Source organism: Rhizobiaceae bacterium, assembly GCA_023953835.1.
GTDB lineage: Bacteria > Pseudomonadota > Alphaproteobacteria > Rhizobiales > Rhizobiaceae > Mesorhizobium_G.
Genome location: JAMLJB010000003.1, coordinates 112,576 through 130,857 on the forward strand (window position 1 = coordinate 112,576; position 18,282 = coordinate 130,857).

Here is an 18,282-nt window from a genome sequence, read left to right on the forward strand (position 1 = left end):
GCCTGCTCCTCGAAGCCGTCTTCCTCGACAACATATATCGTCTTTCGCCTCAGCTTCTTCGGAAGCGATTCCTGTGCAATCAATGTGCGATACGGCGGATGAAGCCAGCGATCGAGGCGAGCGCGCGCCCGCTGCAGGAACGAGCTAAACCAGTTCACGACGACCGCCTTTCAGCCAGTTCCATGAGGCCGAGCATCGGAGCCATATCGCCGATGCCGACGGTGCCGCCCAGAATCTCGCAGATACCCTCTTCGGGATCGTAGATCAGTTCCATGCTGGCGAGGCTGAACGTCACGCTCGCATAGTTGGCATTCGGCTCCTCCCGAAAGGGGTGGAGACGTGCAAGGAACTCATCGACGGCGAGCGCCGAGGCGAACATATTCACGCTGATGACAGCAGGCCGGTGCGCGGGCACGCCCCTGATATATCCGTCTTCCACCTGGCGCTCGTGCGCATTCGGATCGTTGCGCCGTAGCCCGGCCGCAGCAACGTCAGCCATCGTAAACAAACCCCGGCTCACGAGGCTGGAGCGACCGGGGCGCAGGTAGTTGACCGTGCCGCAAACTTCGCGGATGCGGCCTTTGCCAGCACCGTCCCGGACCGCGTCGAGGCGGACGCCAATGTCGAAATACGGGATCGCATAATAGGAGGCGAGCGCGTTCAGGAGATAGCGCCCGTCGATGGTGTCCATGCAGCCGAATATCACGTCGCATTGCGCGACCTCGCGGATGACATCGGGATGCCAGAGGTTCTTGGGCACGCGGATGATCCGGGTTTCCAGACCTACCCGCTCGCCGGCATCGGCCAGCACGTCAATCTTGAGGCGGCCATCCTTCACGTCCTGCATGGTCGAGTTCAGGATGCGGTTGACGTTGCGGTCTTCCATGTGGTCGTCGTCGACAATGACGATCTCGGCGGCGCCAAGCCGGACAAGCTGCTCGACCGTCGGGCTTCCTGTGCCGGAGGCTCCGACAACGGCAAAGGACAGACGGCGGAGCCGCTGGATCGTGCCTTCATCGAAGGCTTGCGCGTGAGATGCGACGAAGCTCGGCAACGCGGCGTTCCCAGCGTCCGCGTACCAGAACTGGAGGTCGTCGCCTGCAACTGAGATGCAGTCGATCGGCGCGAAGCTGCCGTCGCCCTGCAAAACGCGGCCGAACATCTGGCCGTAGGGCAACATGACTGCGCTCCCGTGGGGAACGTCGGCCTCAACCCATCCCCGAATCATCGGCAGAAGGCGCGCGTCACCCTCGTCGTCAATTCCGGAGAACGCGCCGTAGCCAGTCGGATGGCTGTGAACCTTAATGACCGAAAGCCCTTCAGCCGCGGCGCGATCCAGCATCGGCGCAATGTAGTCAGGCGGCCAGGTGACGCGAAGGGGCGTGCGCTCAGAGCAATCCTCGTAGGGGATCCCATAGATTTCGCGGACGACGAGGCGGTGGCAGCGGTCGCCATCGCGCCGCCCGCAAAGCAGGATGGCGACGGCCTCCTTGCCGTCTCCCGGGAACAGAAAGCTCATCAGGTGATCATGCTGATCGCCTGACAAGGCGAGCGTCATGCGAGCGGGCATTTTTCGAACTCCCGTTCGAGCCAGTCCTCGATCAGGATGACGTGCGTGCCAAGATAGTCGCGCCCGATCTTCCAGGGGTTCGCGCCGGTGCGGTGACGGGACCAGCGCTGATAGGACTTCCCATCGAGCGCCTGTTGCGCTTCCGTCGCGCCAATCGGCTTGCCGTCGATCCGCGCGAGTGCCGGGAAGAAATACACCATGTTGAGCTCGGTGTTCGGATAGCCGGTCTCGATCCGCATCGCCGCTGTGACGCAGGGGTTGTTATACCCGTGCGGCGTCGGGAAATCGTGGATCAGCACCCACTGGGAGCCGTCCACGATCGTTTCCCACGGCAGTCCGTACTCCTCCAGGAACTCGCGATCGACGGGGAGCAGGTCGAACTGGCGGCGGAGGCTCATGGATCAGCCCTCCGTCTGGTCGCGCGGCAACGCCTTGAACTTCTCGACGCCGGGATGCCGCAGGTCGACCTTCTCATCGAGCCCGACCTTACGCGGCTTTTCACCGGCAAGCTTGACCCGGAGCGTGTAGTTCTCTGCGGGGATCAGCCCGGCGAGCGTCAGGATCGCGCGGCCGGTTGGCTTCGGGTCGTGAACGACGAAAGGTTCGCCGTTGACGCGGATGCGATAGCCCTTGGCGAGGGGCGGCCGCTTGCCGAGCTTCACATATTCTTCGAGGTCGACAATGTCGTCGAGGACTTCCTCCACACCGGAGTCGTCCTCCTTCAGGTCAGTGCGTTCAGTCATTGGTTTTCCCTCCTTGGGAACCAGGCCCGCCACCACGGCAGCCTCAATTCCCAATATGGCATAGCATGCTAAGAATATCAAGCAGATACTTTGCAAGCTTGACGCAGAGAGCGGCAAGGCCTAGAATCGTAAGGAGAACAAAGCGTTTAGGAGGACGCCGCCATGCTAGCCGGGACCGACGAGAGGAGTACCGTGAAGCCAACGTTGGGACAGTATCTCGCTTCGATTCGCACCGACCGGAAAATGACACTGCGCGAAGTCGAGGAAGCCACAAGCAAACAAGTATCGAACGCGTACCTGAGCCAGATCGAAAACGATAAGATTCAGAAACCCTCGCCGAACATTTTGCACGCGCTTGCCGAGCTGTATGCCATAAGCTTCGAGAAGCTGATGGAGATGGCAGGATATCTAACGTCGCCAACTACGCGCGACGACAGCGAAAGACATGGACGGGTTGCCACTTTTGCCGAGCATAATCTCACATCCGAAGAAGAAGCTGAAATGATGCAGTACCTCCAGTTTTTGAGAAGCAGGAAACGACCGGGTGACAAAACCTGACGACAGCAGCCTTGACCCCGAAGACCTTCGCGTGGTCGAGGAGCGCGCCCGCAAGCTCCTCGACCGCGCAGACGCATGGGATCGATTTCCCGTCCCGTTGGATGACATTCTCGTCGCAGCCCAGGTGCGGGTTGCGCCGACAAGCGTGTTCGATGCCGCCGCTATCATCGCTTATGTGAGAGGCAAGACCGCCGACGCAGGCGCGCGCATCAAATCGGCGGTTGCCAAGGTGTTTGGCCTCTACGATGCAGCCGAGAGCCTGATCCATATCGACAGCAAGGTCGCGAAGCCGAAGCAGACGTTTCTGACCCTGCACGAAACGGCGCACCACGATATGCCGACCCATCGCAGGCTTTTCCGCTTCTTTCAGGATTGCGAAAAGACCCTTGCCCCGGAAATCGCCGACCAGTTCGAGCGCGAGGCGAACAACTTCGCGCGTTTCACCCTCTTCAAGGGCGACACCTATGCGCGTTACGCCGCCGACTGCGCTTTCGAGATCAAAACGCCAATGAACCTCGCAAAGAAGTTCGGTGCGTCGATCTACGCCTCTGCACGCGAGTTTGCGCGCACCAATCACCGCGCCTGCGTTGTCTACATCCTAGAACCGATTCAATTCGCGAACGGCCACGGTGCGGAAGCGGTCGTCCGCCGGATCGAACCGTCCCCGGCATTCGTCGCGCAGTTCGGGCGACCATCGGACCCGAAGATCACGCTCGGTCACAAGCTGGGTCCGGTGCTGCCGATCGGGCGCAAGATGACGCGCCCAGTCTCGCTCTCGATCCTGGACCGGAACGGCGATCCGCACGAATGCGTCGCCGAAGCGTTCGACACGAAGCACAACGTGCTGATCCTGCTGTACCCGGTCAAGGCGCTCAGCGCTTCGACGATCATACTGCCTCCAGGCTTCAGCGCGGCCGCGATTTAGGCGGGATTGCCTCGCGAAGGGTACCGCTGACGGGTCGAAGTGAAGAGGGAAGATCGGGGGGACGATGGATCGCCGCACCGTTGTCGTTGAAGGGCCACTCGCGTTCCGCATGCGACGAATCGCGGCAGCCCGGAAGGCCGAAGCCGGCGTGCAGATCATGACGCTGCCGCAACTGGCGGCTCGGCTCGCCGGGGGGTTCGTGCGTCCGGCCCGATCCCAGGACCTCGATCCCGCGATCCGATCGGCGCTGGAGGCGGGCGGCTTCATCGATCTTGAGAGCATCCGGAGCCTGCCGGGGATGACCCGTTCCGCGGCGTGGACGCTGACGCAGCTGTGGAACGCCGATTTCCCTTTAGCCAACCGTGTTTATGAGAGCGCTCGGCTGCAGGATCTCGCAATCATCGAGTCGCGCGTTCAGGAAAGTCTGCCTGCCGGCGTCCTCGCGCCCCGCGATTTGCGCGATGCTGCCCTGCAGCGCGTGGCACGTGCGCCCGCGGTGCTCGGGCCGGTCGAGCTCGATCGCGTCGTGCGCGCCGCCCCAGTCTGGCGCCCGCTGCTGGCCGCGCTGGCCCGCGCCGTGCCGCTCAGCTGGCGAAACCCCGGCGCGGCCGATGTCAGCTGGTTCGCCGGCGCTGTCGAGACCGATGACCGGATCACGCCGGCCACGCCCGAGGTCGTCTCCTGCGCCGCGCCGCGCGCCGAAGTGGTCGAGGCCTTGCGGTGGGCGCGCGAGCTAATCGCCTCGGGCCGAGCGCGCCCGGACGAGATCGCGGTCTGCGCGACCGCGACCGAAGATTGGGACGAGCACATGCTGGTGCTGGCCACTGACGCCGGCCTGCCGGTTCACTTCTCGCACGGCGTGCCCGCCCTGGCGTCGCGCGAGGGCCAGGCGTGCGCCGCCCTGGCCGACATCCTGCTCAACGGGCTGAGCCAGGATCGCGTGCGCCGGCTCTTCGGCCACGCGGCCGGGCGCTGCAGGGCCTTGGATATGCTGCCACTAACCTGGGCTGAGGGCCTGCGGCCGGGCGCGGCGCTCTTCGAGCTCGATCAGTGGCGGCGCGCGCTGGACAAGGCGCACGTCCGCCGGCGGGACGGCGTCGACGTGCGCCCGATCGTCGGGCCCGTTCTCGAGCTGCTCGCCAGAGGTGCCGACGTCGCCGCCGAGGCCGGCGACCTGCTGCTCGGCAGCGCGGCGCGTGCGATCTGGGTGGAGGCGCTGCGGCGCGGGCCGCCCCAGGCGCTCGCGTTCTCACTGCAGGAGCTTCGCCTGCCCGACGGCCATGATCCCGGTGCCTGCGCCGTCTGGTGTCCCGCAAGCCATCTGGCGGCCGCGCCACGACCATTTGTGCGGCTGTTGGGCCTGACGACACGGTCCTGGCCGCGCCGCGCCAGCGAGGATCCGCTCATGCCGAGCCACATCCTGTCGCGCGAGGCGCTGGACGCCGAGTCGATCACTGACCAGGACCGGCGCGCATTCGAGCTCGTCTGCGTACATGCGACCGGAGCCTTGGTGTTGTCGCGAAGCCGCCGCAACGCGCAAGGCGGCCTGCAGGCGGCCAGCCCGCTCGTGCCGCAGGGCGCGAACACCATCGTCTTGAAGCGCACCCGCATTCCGAGCCACGCCTTCAGCGCGGCCGACCGCCTGCTCGCGAGGCCAGAAGAGGCGGCAAGCTCTCCGTCGGTGCGCGGCGCAGATGCCTGCTGGCGGGACTGGCGAAACCCTGGCGTGACGGGCCATGACGGTCGTGTGCGGGCCGATCATCCGGTGATCGACCGGGCGATCGGCGAGGTGCAGTCGGCGACCTCGTTGCGCATCATGCTGCGTGACCCCTTGGCATTCGTCTGGCGCTACGCGCTGGGTTGGCGCTCGCTGGTCGAGGACGAGCAGCCGCTGTCGCTCGATGCCCGCGCCTATGGCGAGCTGGTCCATGACGTGCTGAAGCGCACCGTCGACGCGCTGGAAGCCGGACCGGGCTATGAGAAGGCCGCCCGCCACGAGATCGAGGCGGCGCTCGATGCCGCATGCGCCTCGATCAGCGCCCAATGGCCTCTCGAGCGCTCGACCCCGCCGCTGCTGCTCTGGGAGCACACGCTGGAGGCCGCGCGCGAGCTCGCGCTGAAGGCGCTGACGCTCGACGAGGCGTTTCAGCTCGACACCCGCAGCTGGACTGAGCTGGCGTTCGGCCGCGCGGAGGCGGAGGCCGACCCAAAGCTCCTCTGGCCGCCGACGGCGCAGGTCGTCATCCCCGGCACAGGCGTGCGGATCTGCGGCAGCATAGATCGGGTCGACTTCAACGCCGCGCGCAACGGTGTGCGGGTTTCCGACTACAAGACCGGAGCCGAGCCGCCGAAAGCGGAGGAGATCGTCCTTGGTCGCGGCGCCGAGCTGCAACGCGTGCTCTATGCGATCGCGGTGCGCCAGCTCGTACCGGACGATCCGCGAGTCATCGCCCGCCTAGTGTTCCTGGGCGCGGACCACCCCAGTCCGCACCGGCTGCCCGACGTCGACCAGGCGATTGCAGACATCGGCGCGCATATCACGGCAGCCATCGATCTGCTGAACCGCGGGGTCGCCTTGCCGGGGCCGGATGCGCGCGAGGACTGGAACGAGTTCGGTCTGGCGCTGCCGGCGTCGCCGACGATGTATTTCCAAATCAAGCAGGCCGCGCTGGCCCGCGCGTTCGGCGAGTTCGCCCGCATCTGGAGCGCGCGATGATCCGGCTGGCCGATGACGCTGCACGGCTGAGAGCGCTGACCGAGTTCGCCGCGACGCTGTTGGTTGAAGCTGCGGCCGGTACGGGCAAGACGGCGCTCATGGCAGGGCGCGTGACGATGCTGCTGGCCAGTGGCGCTCACCCGCGATCGATTGCGGCGATCACTTTCACCGAGCTTGCGGCCAGCGCGCTGGGCGCTCGCGTCCACCGTTACGTCCACGAATTGCTCGCGGGGCGGGTTCCCAAGCCGTTGCGGATAGCCTTGCCGGACGGCCTGACGGACGCGCAACGCCGTGCGCTGACGACGGCCGCGAGCCAGCTCGACGAGCTGACGGCCACGACGATCCACGCCTTCTGCCAGGTCATCATCTGCAGCTACGCGGTTGAGGCCGACATCGACCCGGGCGCACGCATCCTCGACGCGACCCAGGCCGAGGCCGCCTTCAATTCTGCGTTCGAGCAGTGGTTCCGGCAGCGGCTGAGCGGATCTGCCCGAGCCGATGATCCCATCGCCGCCCTGTCGCGCTTCGACCCGCATCATGTCGCCGACACCCTGCAAGACCTGGCGCGTTTTCGCCTGCAGCATCGCGGGGCGCGTGCGCCGGCCGCCGATCTGAGTGGCCGGCCCGACATTGATCTCGTCGAGGCGGTCGCCGACTTCCGCCGCTGGCTGTCTGCGCAACCGGTGGAGCGCAAGACGCTCGAGCAGGTCGGGCATCTGGAGACGCTCGCAGGTCACTTCGCCGGAAGCTTCGAAACCCCGCCGGGCTTCGACACACTCTGGCGGCTTGCCCATCCCGAACGCCTGCCCTGCATGCGGCGGCACACGTTCGACCTGTTGACCCCGAGGACCAAGACCGCTTGGGACCGCGTCGCCGGCAAGGATCGCGGCGCAGCGCTCAACGAGGCCGCCGGCCAGCATTTCGCGCGGGTGGATCACTGCTACCGGGTGATCCTCGGCCGGATCGCGACCGCGCTGGTCGAGAAGCTGTCCGACGCGCTCGATGAGGTGCTCGCCGAATACGCCGACTTCAAGCGCGCCGCCGCAGTGCTCGACTTCGACGACCTGCTGGAGCGGGCGCGCGCTCTCGTGCGCGAGCACGACGCTGTGCGCCGCGCGCTCGGGCAGCGTTATCAGCACATCTTCGTCGATGAATTCCAGGACACCGATCCGATTCAGGCCGAGATCCTGTTCCGAATTGCGGCCGAGGACAGCGCGCCACGCTGGCAGGACAGCGCCTTGCGTGAAGGCGGCCTCTTCATGGTCGGCGACCCCAAACAGTCGATCTACCGCTTTCGCGGTGCCGATGTCGGCTCCTACGCCGAGGCGCGCGGCGCCATCGTCCGGCGCTGGCCTGACAACATCGTCCAGATCACCGCAAACTTCCGGTCGCGGCCCGCCATCCTGACCCACATCAACAGCTGCTTCGCCGCGCCGCTCTCGGGGCGGAACCAGCCGGGCTATGTGGCGCTCACGCCGACCCTGGATCCGCCAGGCCACGATCTGCCTTGCGTGGCCAAGATTGCGATGGAGCTGCCGCCCAACGCACGTTCGTCGGAAATTCGCGGCGCCGAGGCCGAGGCGGTCGCCGAGGTCTGCGCACGCCTGATCGGCACCGTCGACGTCCGCGACGACGACGGTGAGCTCGCGCCGCTCACCCCTGGCGGCATCGCGCTCTTGGCGCCAACCGGCGCGGAGCTGTGGCGCTATGAACGCGCGCTGGAAGCCCGCGGACTGCCGATCGCCTCCCAGGCCGGCAAAGGGCTCTTCCGCCGCCAGGAGGTGCAGGATCTGCTGGCGCTCGCGCGCGTGCTCGCCGATGGCGGCGACACGCTCGCGTTCGGCGCCTTGATGCGTGGACCACTGGTCGGCCTGACGGAGGAGGAGCTGCTTGATATCACCGCGGCGCTCCCCTCGCCGGCGGACCGGCCCAAGGCCATGCCGCGGTTCTCGGTGAGGACGCCGGCCGATCAGGTCAGGCATCCGACCGCAAGCGAGGTGCTGTCGATCCTGCAGAACCTGCGACGCCGCGCCCGCGCGACCACGCCGGCGCTGTTGCTGGCCGAGGCCGTCGAGCGTCTGTCGGCGCGGCCGATCCTGAGCGCGCGCGAAGGCGATCGCAGCGGCCGGCCCGCCGCCAACGTCGAGGCGGTGCTCGAGCGGGCGAGGCCTTACGGCGTGAGAGGCCTGAAGCACTTCGTTCGCGACCTCAACCGCGACTGGCGCCTAGGCGCGTCGTGTAGCGAAGGCCGGGTGGACGCCGAAGGCGACGCCATCGAGATCATCACGATTCACAGCGCCAAGGGCCTCGAGTGGCCGGTGGTGATTCCGATAAACGCCGCGACGATGCTGCGTTCGCGCGAGCGGTTCGTGCATAAGGTCGACGATGACACCCTGCACTGGGTGATCGGCGACGTCGTGCCGCCTGAGCTGCTGGCCGCGCTTAGGGCCGACGACGAGAGCCTGAAGCGCGAGAGGGAACGGCTGTGGTACGTTGCCTGCACGCGCGCCCGCGAGCTGCTGATCGTGCCGGAGCTCCCGCCGGCTGAGCAGAATTCGTGGGCGCGGGTGGTGGACCTTGCCCATCGGGCGCTTCCGGAACTCGAGGTCTCGCACATGGCGCCGGCGCCGCCGTCGATCGTCGCCGACCCGCCGAATGCCCAGACCGCCGACGTGTTCGCCGCCGAGCGCGCCGCAGTCGACGCCGCCGCCGTTCCGCTGAACTGGATTCGACCGAGCGATCATGATCCCGATCGCCTGCCGGTGACCGAAGCCATAGCCCTGGAAGTCGGTGAGGCGCCGGAGGCTGACGTACCTGTCGGGGCAGGCCGGGTGCGGGGCCTGCTGCTGCACAAGCTGATGGAAGAGGTGCTGACCGGGGAGCTCCGCCAGAACGTGGCGGGGTTCGTCACCCGCGCCCGCGCGCTCCTGGCCGAGCTGGTGCTCGACCCGACCGACGAAGCCATGTTGCCGGATCCGGAAGAGATCGGCAGGACGGCCTGGCGCACGCTGCAGCTGCCGGAGATCGTGGCGCTGCGTGATCGGCTCATTCCGGAGTGGCCGGTCTATGGTCTGCTTGCCGACCGTACGGAGCTAAGGGCGCTTGCCGGGCGCATCGACGCCATCGCCTTTGCGGACGACGCGGCTGAGGTGGTCGTCGACTGGAAAAGCGACGTCGACCCCACTGAGGCGGATATGCGCCTCCATGCCGGCCAGCTCGAGGACTACCTGCGCGCCACCGGCGCGAGGCGAGGCGCGGTCGTCTACATGACCCCGGGAACGATTCGCTGGGTCGCGGCGCAGTGAGGCGGCAAGAGCCGGGCTCAGACGCTACCGGTCCAATTCAGCTAGGATTCGCTCGCCGTGAACGAAACACAAAATTAGACGAGATTTACGAACTTGACGAGATTGACGGATGGCGCCATATAATCCAGCACAGAGGTGTGACATGGCCAACGTCAAAACGAAATCAAGCCGGCGCGTCCCCAAACGGTCCACGGGACGTTCTCCGAAGTCGATGCTCACGACCGCATTCATCACGAAAGCGGGCGCGGCGCTGCCTAAGGGGGCGGCCGGGTTCACTTTCCGCGCGCCACGCAACATTGTCGAGGTCATCTCGGCAAAGCCGGCCAAGGTGGAGGCGCTATTGGCTGGCTATGGCAAGGCAATGGCAGAAAGCCAAGCGGCCGGCCGGACGGTGAGTTTCCGTGTTGAGGTTGACCCGACAGGAGATACTGCTGTCTCTCAGTTAGAGGAACCGACGACAGATACTGCTGACGATTTGGCTGCAGCGCTCGATGAGGCGCGTGCGCGCGGCAAGGTGCGTGCTGCGACAATCCTCGCCGGTGACGACATGCTGAGCGCAGATCAATTCGCCGCTTTGCTGGGTATTAGCCGAATGACGGTCAACACCAAGCGGCAAAGCCACCAGGTGTTGGGTCTAGATGGCGCCAAGCGCGGATTTCGTTTTCCTGTCTGGCAGGTCGGTGAGGACGGAAAGCCGTTCGCGGCGCTCCCTCGTCTTTTCGAGCGGCTCGGCGGCGGCCCGTGGTCGGTGTATCGTTTTCTTGTCCAGTCCCATCCTGAACTCGATGGCATGACTGGCCGCGAAGCGATGCGGCGCGGCAAAGTGGATGAGGCGCTTGCGGTTGCCGACAGCATTGCCGACGGCGCGTTCGTCTGAGTGCCGGGGCTAAGTCCTCCATCACGGTTCGCGACCATCGCGCTTGACAGCGCGACAGTCGACGCTGGTGCCCGATTTGGGCGCATCTTCTTTACCCGCTTCAAGGATCCGCTAGGCTTCGGCAAGAGCCTGACCCGTTTCGGCGATCCTCGCCGCCGTGTGCCCGCCAATCGCTTCGGTGTCCTCTATCTCGGCAGCAGCTTGCAGGTGTGTTTCGTAGAAGCCGTGATGCGCGATCAGGGCGATGGTCGCATCGACGATCTGCTCCTCGATGAACGGGACCTAGCCATACGCAGCTATGCCACAATCGAGGTGACGGCGGCGCTATCACTCGTCGATTTACGCGGTGACGGACCGTTGCGGATGGGAATTCCCAGTGATGTCGTCCGCGGTTCGAAGCAGAGCTTGGCGCGCCGGTGGTCGCTGGCAATTCACGAGCACCCAGCCAAGCCGGATGGAATTATCTATCCCTCGCGCCTCAACGGTGAGACAAATCTGGCAGTCTACGATCGGGCAATTCTGAAGCTGCGAGCAGTGGCACACGGGGAGCTTCTCAAAGAGATCGGGCTCGCCGCGGTACTGCGTGACTTGAAGGTGGGATTCCAATGATGCGAAATAGCGACCTCCGCCTTTGACGTGAATCCCACCAGCGTATCCTCCTCATCATCGAAGATCTCGCCGAGGATGCTGCTGGCCAGCGCGGTCTCGACCCCGGATTGCTACTAGGCGCACGGCATCGAATGCGCCAGCTGACGGTCATGGCTCAGTGGGGATTTCGGCTTGCCACCAAAAGCCGACTGTCAGCTCCCACCAGCCGAACTTCAAACTGAACACTACCGGCGCCGCATGGGTCCCTGCCATTTGACACAAACGTGTCGCCCAGAGGAGACTAACCTTGGCGGTTGCGCATTGCACTGTTCACGTCGGTCGGGACTATCATGAGCAAATATAGGGACCATCGCGAGTCACGCCGGCGTCGCCATGATGATGATGCGGATTCATTTTCGGAGCAGGCATCCGAGCCAAGCTATTTTCGGCGCCCCGAGACCGTCATGTCAGACCCTGTCGACGCCGAGGTGCTATGGTTCAACGCCAGCAAGGGTTTCGGCTTCGTAAAACTGCCTAACGGCACGGAGGTCTATCTGCCACTGCGCGCACTGGAGGCAGCCGGAAGCCGCGGCGTTTCCGAAGGGACGCACCTCAAGGTTGCGGTGGGATAAACACCCCGCGGATCGCAAGTCATACAAGTACTCGAGATCGGGAATCCGGTTGCGAAAAGTCCGGCACGGGAGCAGATCGCGGGCTCACCTTCGACGATGGCCGGTCCCGGGCCTGAGATCGAAGGCACCGTCAAATGGTACAATTCAGAAAAGGGCTTCGGCTTCGTTGCTCCCGATATCGGTGAAAAGGACGTGTTTGTCCATGCCAGCGTGCTGACTCGGTCAGGTCTTAGCGTGCTGATGGAGGGGCAGCGGGTCGTTTTCCAGTCCGGGCACGGCAAGAAGGGCAGGGAAGTGCGGACCATTCGCCTGGCCTATACGCCAGCCGCCGAACAATGAAAAAAGCCCGCTGCCGGGAGGAGGTGGCAGCGGGCTCGATCTATGAATACGGCACGGGAGGAGGTGCACCGCATCCAGTATCGGCATCGCATCTGGGAGGAGTAGATGGCCGATAGCAGAATCATACCGAGCGGCGCTGATATTGCAATGCACAATTTTGTATTGCGCGTGCGAAAATCGAAGACGAGCCCGTCTGGAACTGCTTGAGGCATTTGGGCGACTTGGAGCGCCAGGCCCAGCGAACGGACTGCCAGTCGAGCTGGATGCGCTGACAGCCGAGGCCGATCTCTGTGCGATGTTCACCGGAATGGCAGAGGAGGCATCTCACCATCCGCCGTGCGCCAGATCCAGGCGCCGATTTCCGGCCGTGAGGTGATCAGCTCTTCCAGCGCCTCTTCGTACGCTTTGTCCGCCGAAGGCGGAACGACATAAAGCGCGATCGGCTGCGATTGACGCTGCACCATTGCCGCCGCGGTTGGCGTTTCTGCCGACAAATTGTAGCGCAACCCTTTGACACTGCGGTCACGCAACTTGGCCAGTGTGTCGACCAGCCTCTTTTCGTATGCGGATTCGTAGGGCACCCAGTTTTCGGCGACGACCATCAGCGCCATGTCCTCAACGACCGCAAGGCCGGCCGGCGTGAGGCCGAACGTCGCGATCGCCATCAGGTGAGAAGCCTCGTCCGCGTCCCACAGTGCCAACTCGTTCTCGAAGCGACTCTTCAGACGCAGGTACAGCCTTTCGTCCAGCAGGAACGGAAAGTCCGGCATGTGCTTGGCGATCAAGCGGTGGCCGCTGCGCGTCGGAGCAAAATCCTTGGCCTCACCCACCAGGATCATCAATTTGCGCGGTCCGCTCTTCGGCGGGAGTGCCGGTACCAGCGCCGCGGTCCGGCGCTGCTCGATCGCGGCCTTGTCCACCGCCCGGAATGGTTCAGGCACGAAGAGTATCTCGTTGAGCATTCCGCCTTTCACCATCATCTGGCCCGCGGCCTCGATCAGGTGCCAGCGGATATTCCACCAGTGACGCTTGCCAGCCCATCGCGATGTCCAGGCAGTGAGCTCGGCCTGGTGCCAGAGATAATGGAGCAAGCTGCGCAACGAGAGCTTCTTTGCGTCGCCAGCGATGGTGTCGGTCGCGCTTGTTCCGACGCCTGGCGCAGCCCGGGTGCCGATTTTTGTCAGACTGAAGGCGACTTTCAGCGCGGACATCCCGCTCTCGGGATCGACCTGGATCGCACTGCCCATCAACACGCCGAGACCGGACAGTTCATCTGGCGGCTCGTAGGATGGGCACGCCGGATCGTGTCCGCCACCTGACATTGGCATGCGCTTGACGATGTACTGCTCGCCGACCTGGGCGATGTACATCGAAAGCCCGCCTTCCTTGCAAAGGCAGAGCGGTCGAATCCGCTTACGGTAGGCGTCGGCTAACGCGACCTGCAGATCCGGCGCCGTCTCATCGATCACCTGCTCAGCAAGTTTGAATCGTCGCATCGCCTCCATCGCTCCGGACGCCGCCGCATCCCCTGTCGCTCATTGATTCACGGTTTCATCAGCGATGCAACCCTCAGGACCTTCGAGTGCACGCACTCCTTCACGGCCACCGGCCTGCGGCCGGCACCCCGGTTTGCGCGTGATCTCACACGCAGGCGCACTGCAGCTACGGCCGCGCTTCGCGCGCCGGCTGGCGCTGGGAGAGGCAGAGGGGAGGCCGGAATGCGGCGGCGGGTCGAGGCCAGGAGAGAGGCTCCCGGCGCCCGTCGCGGAGAACGACCATGACCCATATGGAAATTCAGGTGCCGTCGCGCACGACGCCCAACGGCTACAAGGTCGATGTCAGCCGTGGCCAGCGCATCGGCCGCGTGTCGTCGGAATGGTTCAACCGGCCGGACGACGAACGCTACCTTTCCCTCACCGACCTCAACAATGCGGTGAGGCGGCGGTCCGAACGCAGCAAGACCCGGATCGTGGAAAGCGAGGCGATCCGAGTGGAAACGTCTCGCGACAATCCCGAGCGGCTGACGCTCATGCTGCCGGATGCCCACGCACCGGTCGCGCCGACACACTGGAGTTTTGGTCAACTCGCCAACCTGGTCGGCGCACCCGCGACCTACCTGCGACAGCTGCCGGCCGCGCTCGCCGGCATCAATCTGCAATACGGCCTTTCCACGCACCGCGCCGAGCAAATGAAGACACTCGAGATCGAGAACGGCCGCCTCGAGCTCAGGGCGGTCACGGGGCCGGACTACGGCAGGATTTTCGATCACGAGCTCGTCGAAGCGGTGCAGAAGATCGCCGGCAACGGCACCGGCGACACACGCTGGAAGGTACCCGGCGTGCTCGACTGGTCGACCAGCATTTACAACCCCAATATCGACATTTCGAAAGATACGACGACGCTTTACGCTTCGGACCGCGACATCTTTGTCTTCCTGGTCGACGATCTCAACCCGATCGAAGCGGGGCGACTGCCGAATGGTGAACCGGATCTCTACTTCCGCGGATTTTACGCGTGGAACAGCGAGGTCGGCTCGAAAACCCTTGGAATTGCAAGCTTTTACCTGCGTGCCGTCTGTTGCAATAGAAATTTATGGGGGGTCGAGGATTTTCAGGAAATCACCATTCGCCACTCCAAATATGCCGCCTCACGCTTTGCTCTCGAAGCCGAGCCAGCACTGATCCAGTTCGCGGAATCCTCGCCCATGCCCTTCGTCAACGGCATCAAGGCAGCGCGCGAGCGCGTCGTCGCCCGTGACGACGACGATCGAACAACATTCCTGCGCAAGCGCGGCTTCTCGAAGGGCGAAACCACGAAGATCATCGACGCCGTACTCACCGACGAGGGCCATCCCCCGGCATCGGTTTTCGATTTCGTGCAGGGCATCACGCGTGTCGCGCGCGACAAGCAGCACCAGGACGTAAGGCTGGAGATGGAAGGCAAGGCGAAGAAGCTCCTCGACCTCGTCCATTGATCCTCCCCGGACCGGCGATCCTGCACAACGCACTGCCGGTTCAGCACCGTGCCGGTTTTCAGCCATCCCCTCGGCCGAGGGGATGGCTTTCCTCGTGACGGCTTTCCAGCAGGAGACCCCTCCCGCCGCCGTCGTGGAGAAATCCATCATGCTGAAACCAGACTCTTCCACCGACTATTCAGCCGACCTCGCCGCCGCGCTGTCGACACAAGGCGGTCACCTCTCCATCGGCCGCGGCGGCTTCACCCTGCATTATCGCGACGGCGCGATGCTCTCCGGCTATGACTGCGGGGCGATCAAGGCTCAATGTATCGCCGCGGGCCTCCCGGTCATCGACAGCCGGTGTGTGTCGTTCGATGTCGTGGTGCAACTAACGTTAGGCGGACCGCTGGTCGCCGTCGGCCGTGAGCCCGAGCCAGCCCCCTGGCATGGCCTCTCCTATGCGCCGTTGCAGGCAGTCGCCATCCGATACGCTGCGGCTGGCGCCCAGATCTGGAACATCCCTGGCGTCGAAACCATGCCCGCGCCGGCCGAACGGGGGACCGCGCCATGAGCGGCCACCCTCTCCTCCAGCTCTATACTACAATGGACGAGTTCGAGGTTCTGCGTGAACGGCACGATCGCACGCGCAGCACCAGCAAGACGGTCACCGTTGATCGCCAGGCGCTCATCCACGTCCTCATGGATCATGCCCGCATGCTCGAGGCTCTGCGCAAGGCTGGACGGGTCGATGTCGCCGAGCCGCATTGAGGCCGCCGGCCTGCGCCGGCGCGGCTGGCGAGAGGCAGAGGGGGGAGGGGAGGGTTCCTGACGGGTTTGGAGGTTTGGGGAGAGACCCCGGGCCGCCCGTCAAGGAGACCCTGACCATGGCAAAAAGCGCCATTCAGAAGATCGCAATGAACCCGTCTGAGAACATCGCCTACGACAAGCTCGTGCTGTCGCAGGAAAACGTCCGCCGGGTAAAGGACGGCGTCACCATCGAGCATCTCGCCGAGGACATCGGTCAGCGGAAGCTCCTGCAGAGCCTGAACGTCCGTCCGGTGCTCGACGGAAACGGCGAGGAGACCGGCACCTTCGAAGTGCCCGCCGGCGGCCGTCGCTATCTCGCGCTCGGCATTCTCGTCAAGCAGAAGCGCCTGGCGAAGAACGAACCGATCCCCTGCATCGTCAACCGCAGCGGATCGACCTCGGCTCAAGAGGACTCGCTTGCCGAGAACGTGCATCGCGAGAACCTGCATCCGCTCGACCAGTTCCGCGCATTCAAGGCACTGAAGGAACAAGGCCTTGACGTCGAGGAGATCGCCGCCCGCTTCTTCGTGTCGGCGGCGACCGTCAAGCAGCGGCTGAGGCTCGCATCGGTCTCGCCAAAGCTGCTCGAGCTCTACGAAAAGGATGAAATCCGTCTCGAGCAGATTATGGCGTTTTCAATCTCGGATGACCATGCGCGCCAGGAGCAGGTCTGGGAGCGCATCACCAACAACCCGCACATGCAGGAACCTTATTACATCAGGCGCCTGCTGACAGAGACGACCGTTCGTGCCGACGACCGCCGCGCGGTCTATGTCGGCGCCGAAGCCTATGAAGCCGCCGGCGGGGTCATCCTGCGCGACCTGTTCGAGCAGGATTCCGGCGGCTGGTTCCAGGATGCGGCGCTTCTCGAACAGCTGGTCTTCGACAAGCTCAAGGTTGATGCCGAGGCCGTTCGCGCCGACGGCTGGAAATGGGTCGAGGCGGCGATCAGCTTCCCTTATGGCCACACCTCTGGCATGCGGCGCGTCTATGCCGAACCGGCGGAGATGAGCGCCGAGGAGATCGCTCGCTACGACGCGGTGAAGGCCGAGTATGATGCGCTCGACGCCAAATATGCCGAGATGGAAGATGCCGACCAGGAGATCGAGGACAAGCTCGATCAGCTCGGCGCCGAACTCGATGCTTTCGGCGATCGGCCTCATGTCTACGACCCGGCGCAGAAGGCCATCGCCGGAGCATTCGTCACGCTCGGCGCCAACGGCCAGCTGCAAATCGACGCCGGCTTCGTCCGTCCCGAGGACGAGCCCCGGGACGAGACGGACGAGGATGACGAGGATGCCACCGGCGAGGATCGCGAATCGTCGGAGGCAGACGATGATGGTGCCAATCGCGTCGTCGTCAACGGCAGGCCCGTGAACGGCGCATCCGATACGGCCGAAGAGCTCGAGGATGACGGTATCAAACCGTTGCCCGAACGGCTCGTCTTCGACCTCACCGCGCAGAAGACGCTTGCGCTGCGCAACGCGCTGGCCAGTGACGTCGACATCGCCTTCGTCACGGTTCTCCATGCCCTCGTTCTGCAGGTGTTCTACCGCTTCGCCAAGGACAGCTGCCTGGAGATCAGCCTGACGAGCAACAGCTTCGGCCAGGTCCAGGGCCTCGCCGAAACCATCTGGGCGAAGGAGATCGCCGAACGTCACGAGGCCTGGGACCGGGATATGCCGGACAGCCACAAGCTGTGGGACTTCGTGCTCGGTCTCGACGAAGCGAGCCGCAAGGCGCTGTTCGCGCACTGCGCGTCGCTCTCGCTCAACGCCGTCGTCGAGCCCTGGAACAGGCGCACTGGCGCGCTTGCCCATGCCGACGCACTCGCCGCCACGCTGGGCTTCGACATGGTCGAGGCTGGTTGGTCGCCCACGGTGGACAACTATCTCGGCCGCGTCACCAAGGCCAGGATCGTTCAGGCGGTGCGCGAGGCTCGTGGCGAGGATTCCGCGCAGCTGATCGACCACATGAAGAAGGACTTGATGGCACGTGAGGCCGCGCGTCTTCTCGAAGGGTCGAACTGGCTGCCCGAGCCGCTGCGCCTCGATGGCGACGACGCGGTTGCCGATGCGGTCGGGACCGCCACCGACGATGTGACGGATGAGACGACTCTCGACGACGATGCCGCCGAGCTGCCCGCCTTTCTCGCTGACGATGCGGATCCATCAGCCGATGAGTCCGCGATCGGCGTCGGAGCCGAGACCGACCACCTCCAGGCTGCCGAGTAGTCGGCACTCGGCTTCGCACCGGGCCCGGCATC

16 protein-coding genes are annotated in these 18,282 nt (G+C 64.7%); 12 read left to right on the forward strand and 4 right to left on the reverse strand.

The window, feature by feature from the left end:
* Window positions 1-154 precede the first annotated feature (154 nt).
* From M9924_20580 to M9924_20590, 3 genes are read right to left on the reverse strand one after another with little or no spacing between them, the layout of a single operon-like run.
* Entirely contained in the window at window positions 155-1,570 is a 1,416-nt protein-coding gene (locus tag M9924_20580; GenBank protein MCO5066774.1) for a ThiF family adenylyltransferase, read from the reverse strand.
* Window positions 1,555-1,968, reverse strand: a complete 414-nt coding sequence (locus M9924_20585; protein MCO5066775.1) for a hypothetical protein — start codon at window positions 1,966-1,968, stop codon at window positions 1,555-1,557. Before M9924_20585 ends, M9924_20580 begins: the two co-directional genes overlap by 16 nt.
* Window positions 1,969-1,971: 3 nt before the next feature.
* On the reverse strand, window positions 1,972-2,313 hold the full coding sequence (locus tag M9924_20590) for a multiubiquitin domain-containing protein (protein ID MCO5066776.1): 342 nt from the start codon (window positions 2,311-2,313) through the stop codon (window positions 1,972-1,974).
* 162 nt (window positions 2,314-2,475) lie between these two features.
* Between M9924_20590 and M9924_20595 the strand changes: the two genes are divergently transcribed.
* The 8 genes from M9924_20595 to M9924_20630 all read left to right on the forward strand — a co-directional run bounded on the left by M9924_20595 (window position 2,476) and on the right by M9924_20630 (window position 12,253).
* Window positions 2,476-2,871 (forward strand): helix-turn-helix domain-containing protein, encoded by a 396-nt coding sequence (locus M9924_20595; GenBank protein MCO5066777.1) that lies wholly within the window; start codon window positions 2,476-2,478, stop codon window positions 2,869-2,871.
* Entirely contained in the window at window positions 2,858-3,796 is a 939-nt protein-coding gene (locus tag M9924_20600) for a hypothetical protein (GenBank protein MCO5066778.1), read from the forward strand. Before M9924_20595 ends, M9924_20600 begins: the two co-directional genes overlap by 14 nt.
* 64 nt (window positions 3,797-3,860) lie before the next feature.
* A complete protein-coding gene (locus M9924_20605; GenBank protein MCO5066779.1) occupies window positions 3,861-6,512 on the forward strand; it encodes a PD-(D/E)XK nuclease family protein in 2,652 nt (883 codons plus the stop codon).
* A complete protein-coding gene (locus M9924_20610) occupies window positions 6,509-9,817 on the forward strand; it encodes a UvrD-helicase domain-containing protein (GenBank protein MCO5066780.1) in 3,309 nt (1,102 codons plus the stop codon). Before M9924_20605 ends, M9924_20610 begins: the two co-directional genes overlap by 4 nt.
* Before the next feature lie 142 nt (window positions 9,818-9,959).
* Window positions 9,960-10,694 (forward strand): XRE family transcriptional regulator, encoded by a 735-nt coding sequence (locus M9924_20615; protein MCO5066781.1) that lies wholly within the window; start codon window positions 9,960-9,962, stop codon window positions 10,692-10,694.
* On the forward strand, window positions 10,695-11,303 hold the full coding sequence (locus M9924_20620) for an RES family NAD+ phosphorylase (protein MCO5066782.1): 609 nt from the start codon (window positions 10,695-10,697) through the stop codon (window positions 11,301-11,303).
* Between the two features lie 443 nt (window positions 11,304-11,746).
* The gene (locus tag M9924_20625) at window positions 11,747-11,914 is read left to right on the forward strand and encodes a cold shock domain-containing protein (protein MCO5066783.1); all 168 of its coding nucleotides are present in this window, start codon (window positions 11,747-11,749) and stop codon (window positions 11,912-11,914) included.
* Between the two features lie 96 nt (window positions 11,915-12,010).
* On the forward strand, window positions 12,011-12,253 hold the full coding sequence (locus tag M9924_20630; protein MCO5066784.1) for a cold-shock protein: 243 nt from the start codon (window positions 12,011-12,013) through the stop codon (window positions 12,251-12,253).
* A gap of 299 nt (window positions 12,254-12,552) precedes the next feature.
* Here the strand turns inward: M9924_20630 and M9924_20635 are convergent, their stop codons facing one another.
* Window positions 12,553-13,749 (reverse strand): DUF1173 domain-containing protein, encoded by a 1,197-nt coding sequence (locus tag M9924_20635; GenBank protein ID MCO5066785.1) that lies wholly within the window; start codon window positions 13,747-13,749, stop codon window positions 12,553-12,555.
* 281 nt (window positions 13,750-14,030) lie between these two features.
* Here M9924_20635 and M9924_20640 point away from each other — a divergent pair, with 281 nt between their 5' ends.
* The 4 genes from M9924_20640 (at window position 14,031) to M9924_20655 (ending at window position 18,250) form a co-directional block, all read left to right on the forward strand.
* Complete coding sequence (locus M9924_20640; GenBank protein MCO5066786.1) at window positions 14,031-15,227, forward strand: DUF932 domain-containing protein; 1,197 nt, start codon at window positions 14,031-14,033, stop codon at window positions 15,225-15,227.
* An 82-nt stretch (window positions 15,228-15,309) separates the two neighbouring features.
* On the forward strand, window positions 15,310-15,780 hold the full coding sequence (locus M9924_20645; protein ID MCO5066787.1) for a hypothetical protein: 471 nt from the start codon (window positions 15,310-15,312) through the stop codon (window positions 15,778-15,780).
* Window positions 15,777-15,977: a hypothetical protein gene (locus tag M9924_20650; GenBank protein ID MCO5066788.1), complete on the forward strand. Its 201-nt coding sequence runs from the start codon at window positions 15,777-15,779 to the stop codon at window positions 15,975-15,977. Before M9924_20645 ends, M9924_20650 begins: the two co-directional genes overlap by 4 nt.
* A 116-nt stretch (window positions 15,978-16,093) precedes the next feature.
* Window positions 16,094-18,250 carry a ParB/RepB/Spo0J family partition protein gene (locus tag M9924_20655; GenBank protein ID MCO5066789.1) on the forward strand — a complete coding sequence of 719 codons (2,157 nt, stop codon included), beginning with the start codon at window positions 16,094-16,096 and terminating at the stop codon, window positions 18,248-18,250.
* Window positions 18,251-18,282 lie beyond the last annotated feature (32 nt).

Bases quoted from the DNA above. Each gene is read 5' to 3' on its own strand.
- M9924_20580 (MCO5066774.1), bottom strand. From the start codon at position 1,570: ATGCCCGCTCGCATGACGCTCGCCTTGTCAGGCGATCAGCATGATCAC.
- M9924_20585 (MCO5066775.1), bottom strand. From the start codon at position 1,968: ATGAGCCTCCGCCGCCAGTTCGACCTGCTCCCCGTCGATCGCGAGTTC.
- M9924_20590 (MCO5066776.1), bottom strand. From the start codon at position 2,313: ATGACTGAACGCACTGACCTGAAGGAGGACGACTCCGGTGTGGAGGAA.
- M9924_20595 (MCO5066777.1), top strand. From the start codon at position 2,476: ATGCTAGCCGGGACCGACGAGAGGAGTACCGTGAAGCCAACGTTGGGA.
- M9924_20605 (MCO5066779.1), top strand. From the start codon at position 3,861: ATGGATCGCCGCACCGTTGTCGTTGAAGGGCCACTCGCGTTCCGCATG.
- M9924_20610 (MCO5066780.1), top strand. From the start codon at position 6,509: ATGATCCGGCTGGCCGATGACGCTGCACGGCTGAGAGCGCTGACCGAG.
- M9924_20615 (MCO5066781.1), top strand. From the start codon at position 9,960: ATGGCCAACGTCAAAACGAAATCAAGCCGGCGCGTCCCCAAACGGTCC.
- M9924_20625 (MCO5066783.1), top strand. From the start codon at position 11,747: ATGTCAGACCCTGTCGACGCCGAGGTGCTATGGTTCAACGCCAGCAAG.
- M9924_20630 (MCO5066784.1), top strand. From the start codon at position 12,011: ATGGCCGGTCCCGGGCCTGAGATCGAAGGCACCGTCAAATGGTACAAT.
- M9924_20635 (MCO5066785.1), bottom strand. From the start codon at position 13,749: ATGCGACGATTCAAACTTGCTGAGCAGGTGATCGATGAGACGGCGCCG.
- M9924_20640 (MCO5066786.1), top strand. From the start codon at position 14,031: ATGACCCATATGGAAATTCAGGTGCCGTCGCGCACGACGCCCAACGGC.
- M9924_20645 (MCO5066787.1), top strand. From the start codon at position 15,310: ATGGCTTTCCTCGTGACGGCTTTCCAGCAGGAGACCCCTCCCGCCGCC.
- M9924_20650 (MCO5066788.1), top strand. From the start codon at position 15,777: ATGAGCGGCCACCCTCTCCTCCAGCTCTATACTACAATGGACGAGTTC.
- M9924_20655 (MCO5066789.1), top strand. From the start codon at position 16,094: ATGGCAAAAAGCGCCATTCAGAAGATCGCAATGAACCCGTCTGAGAAC.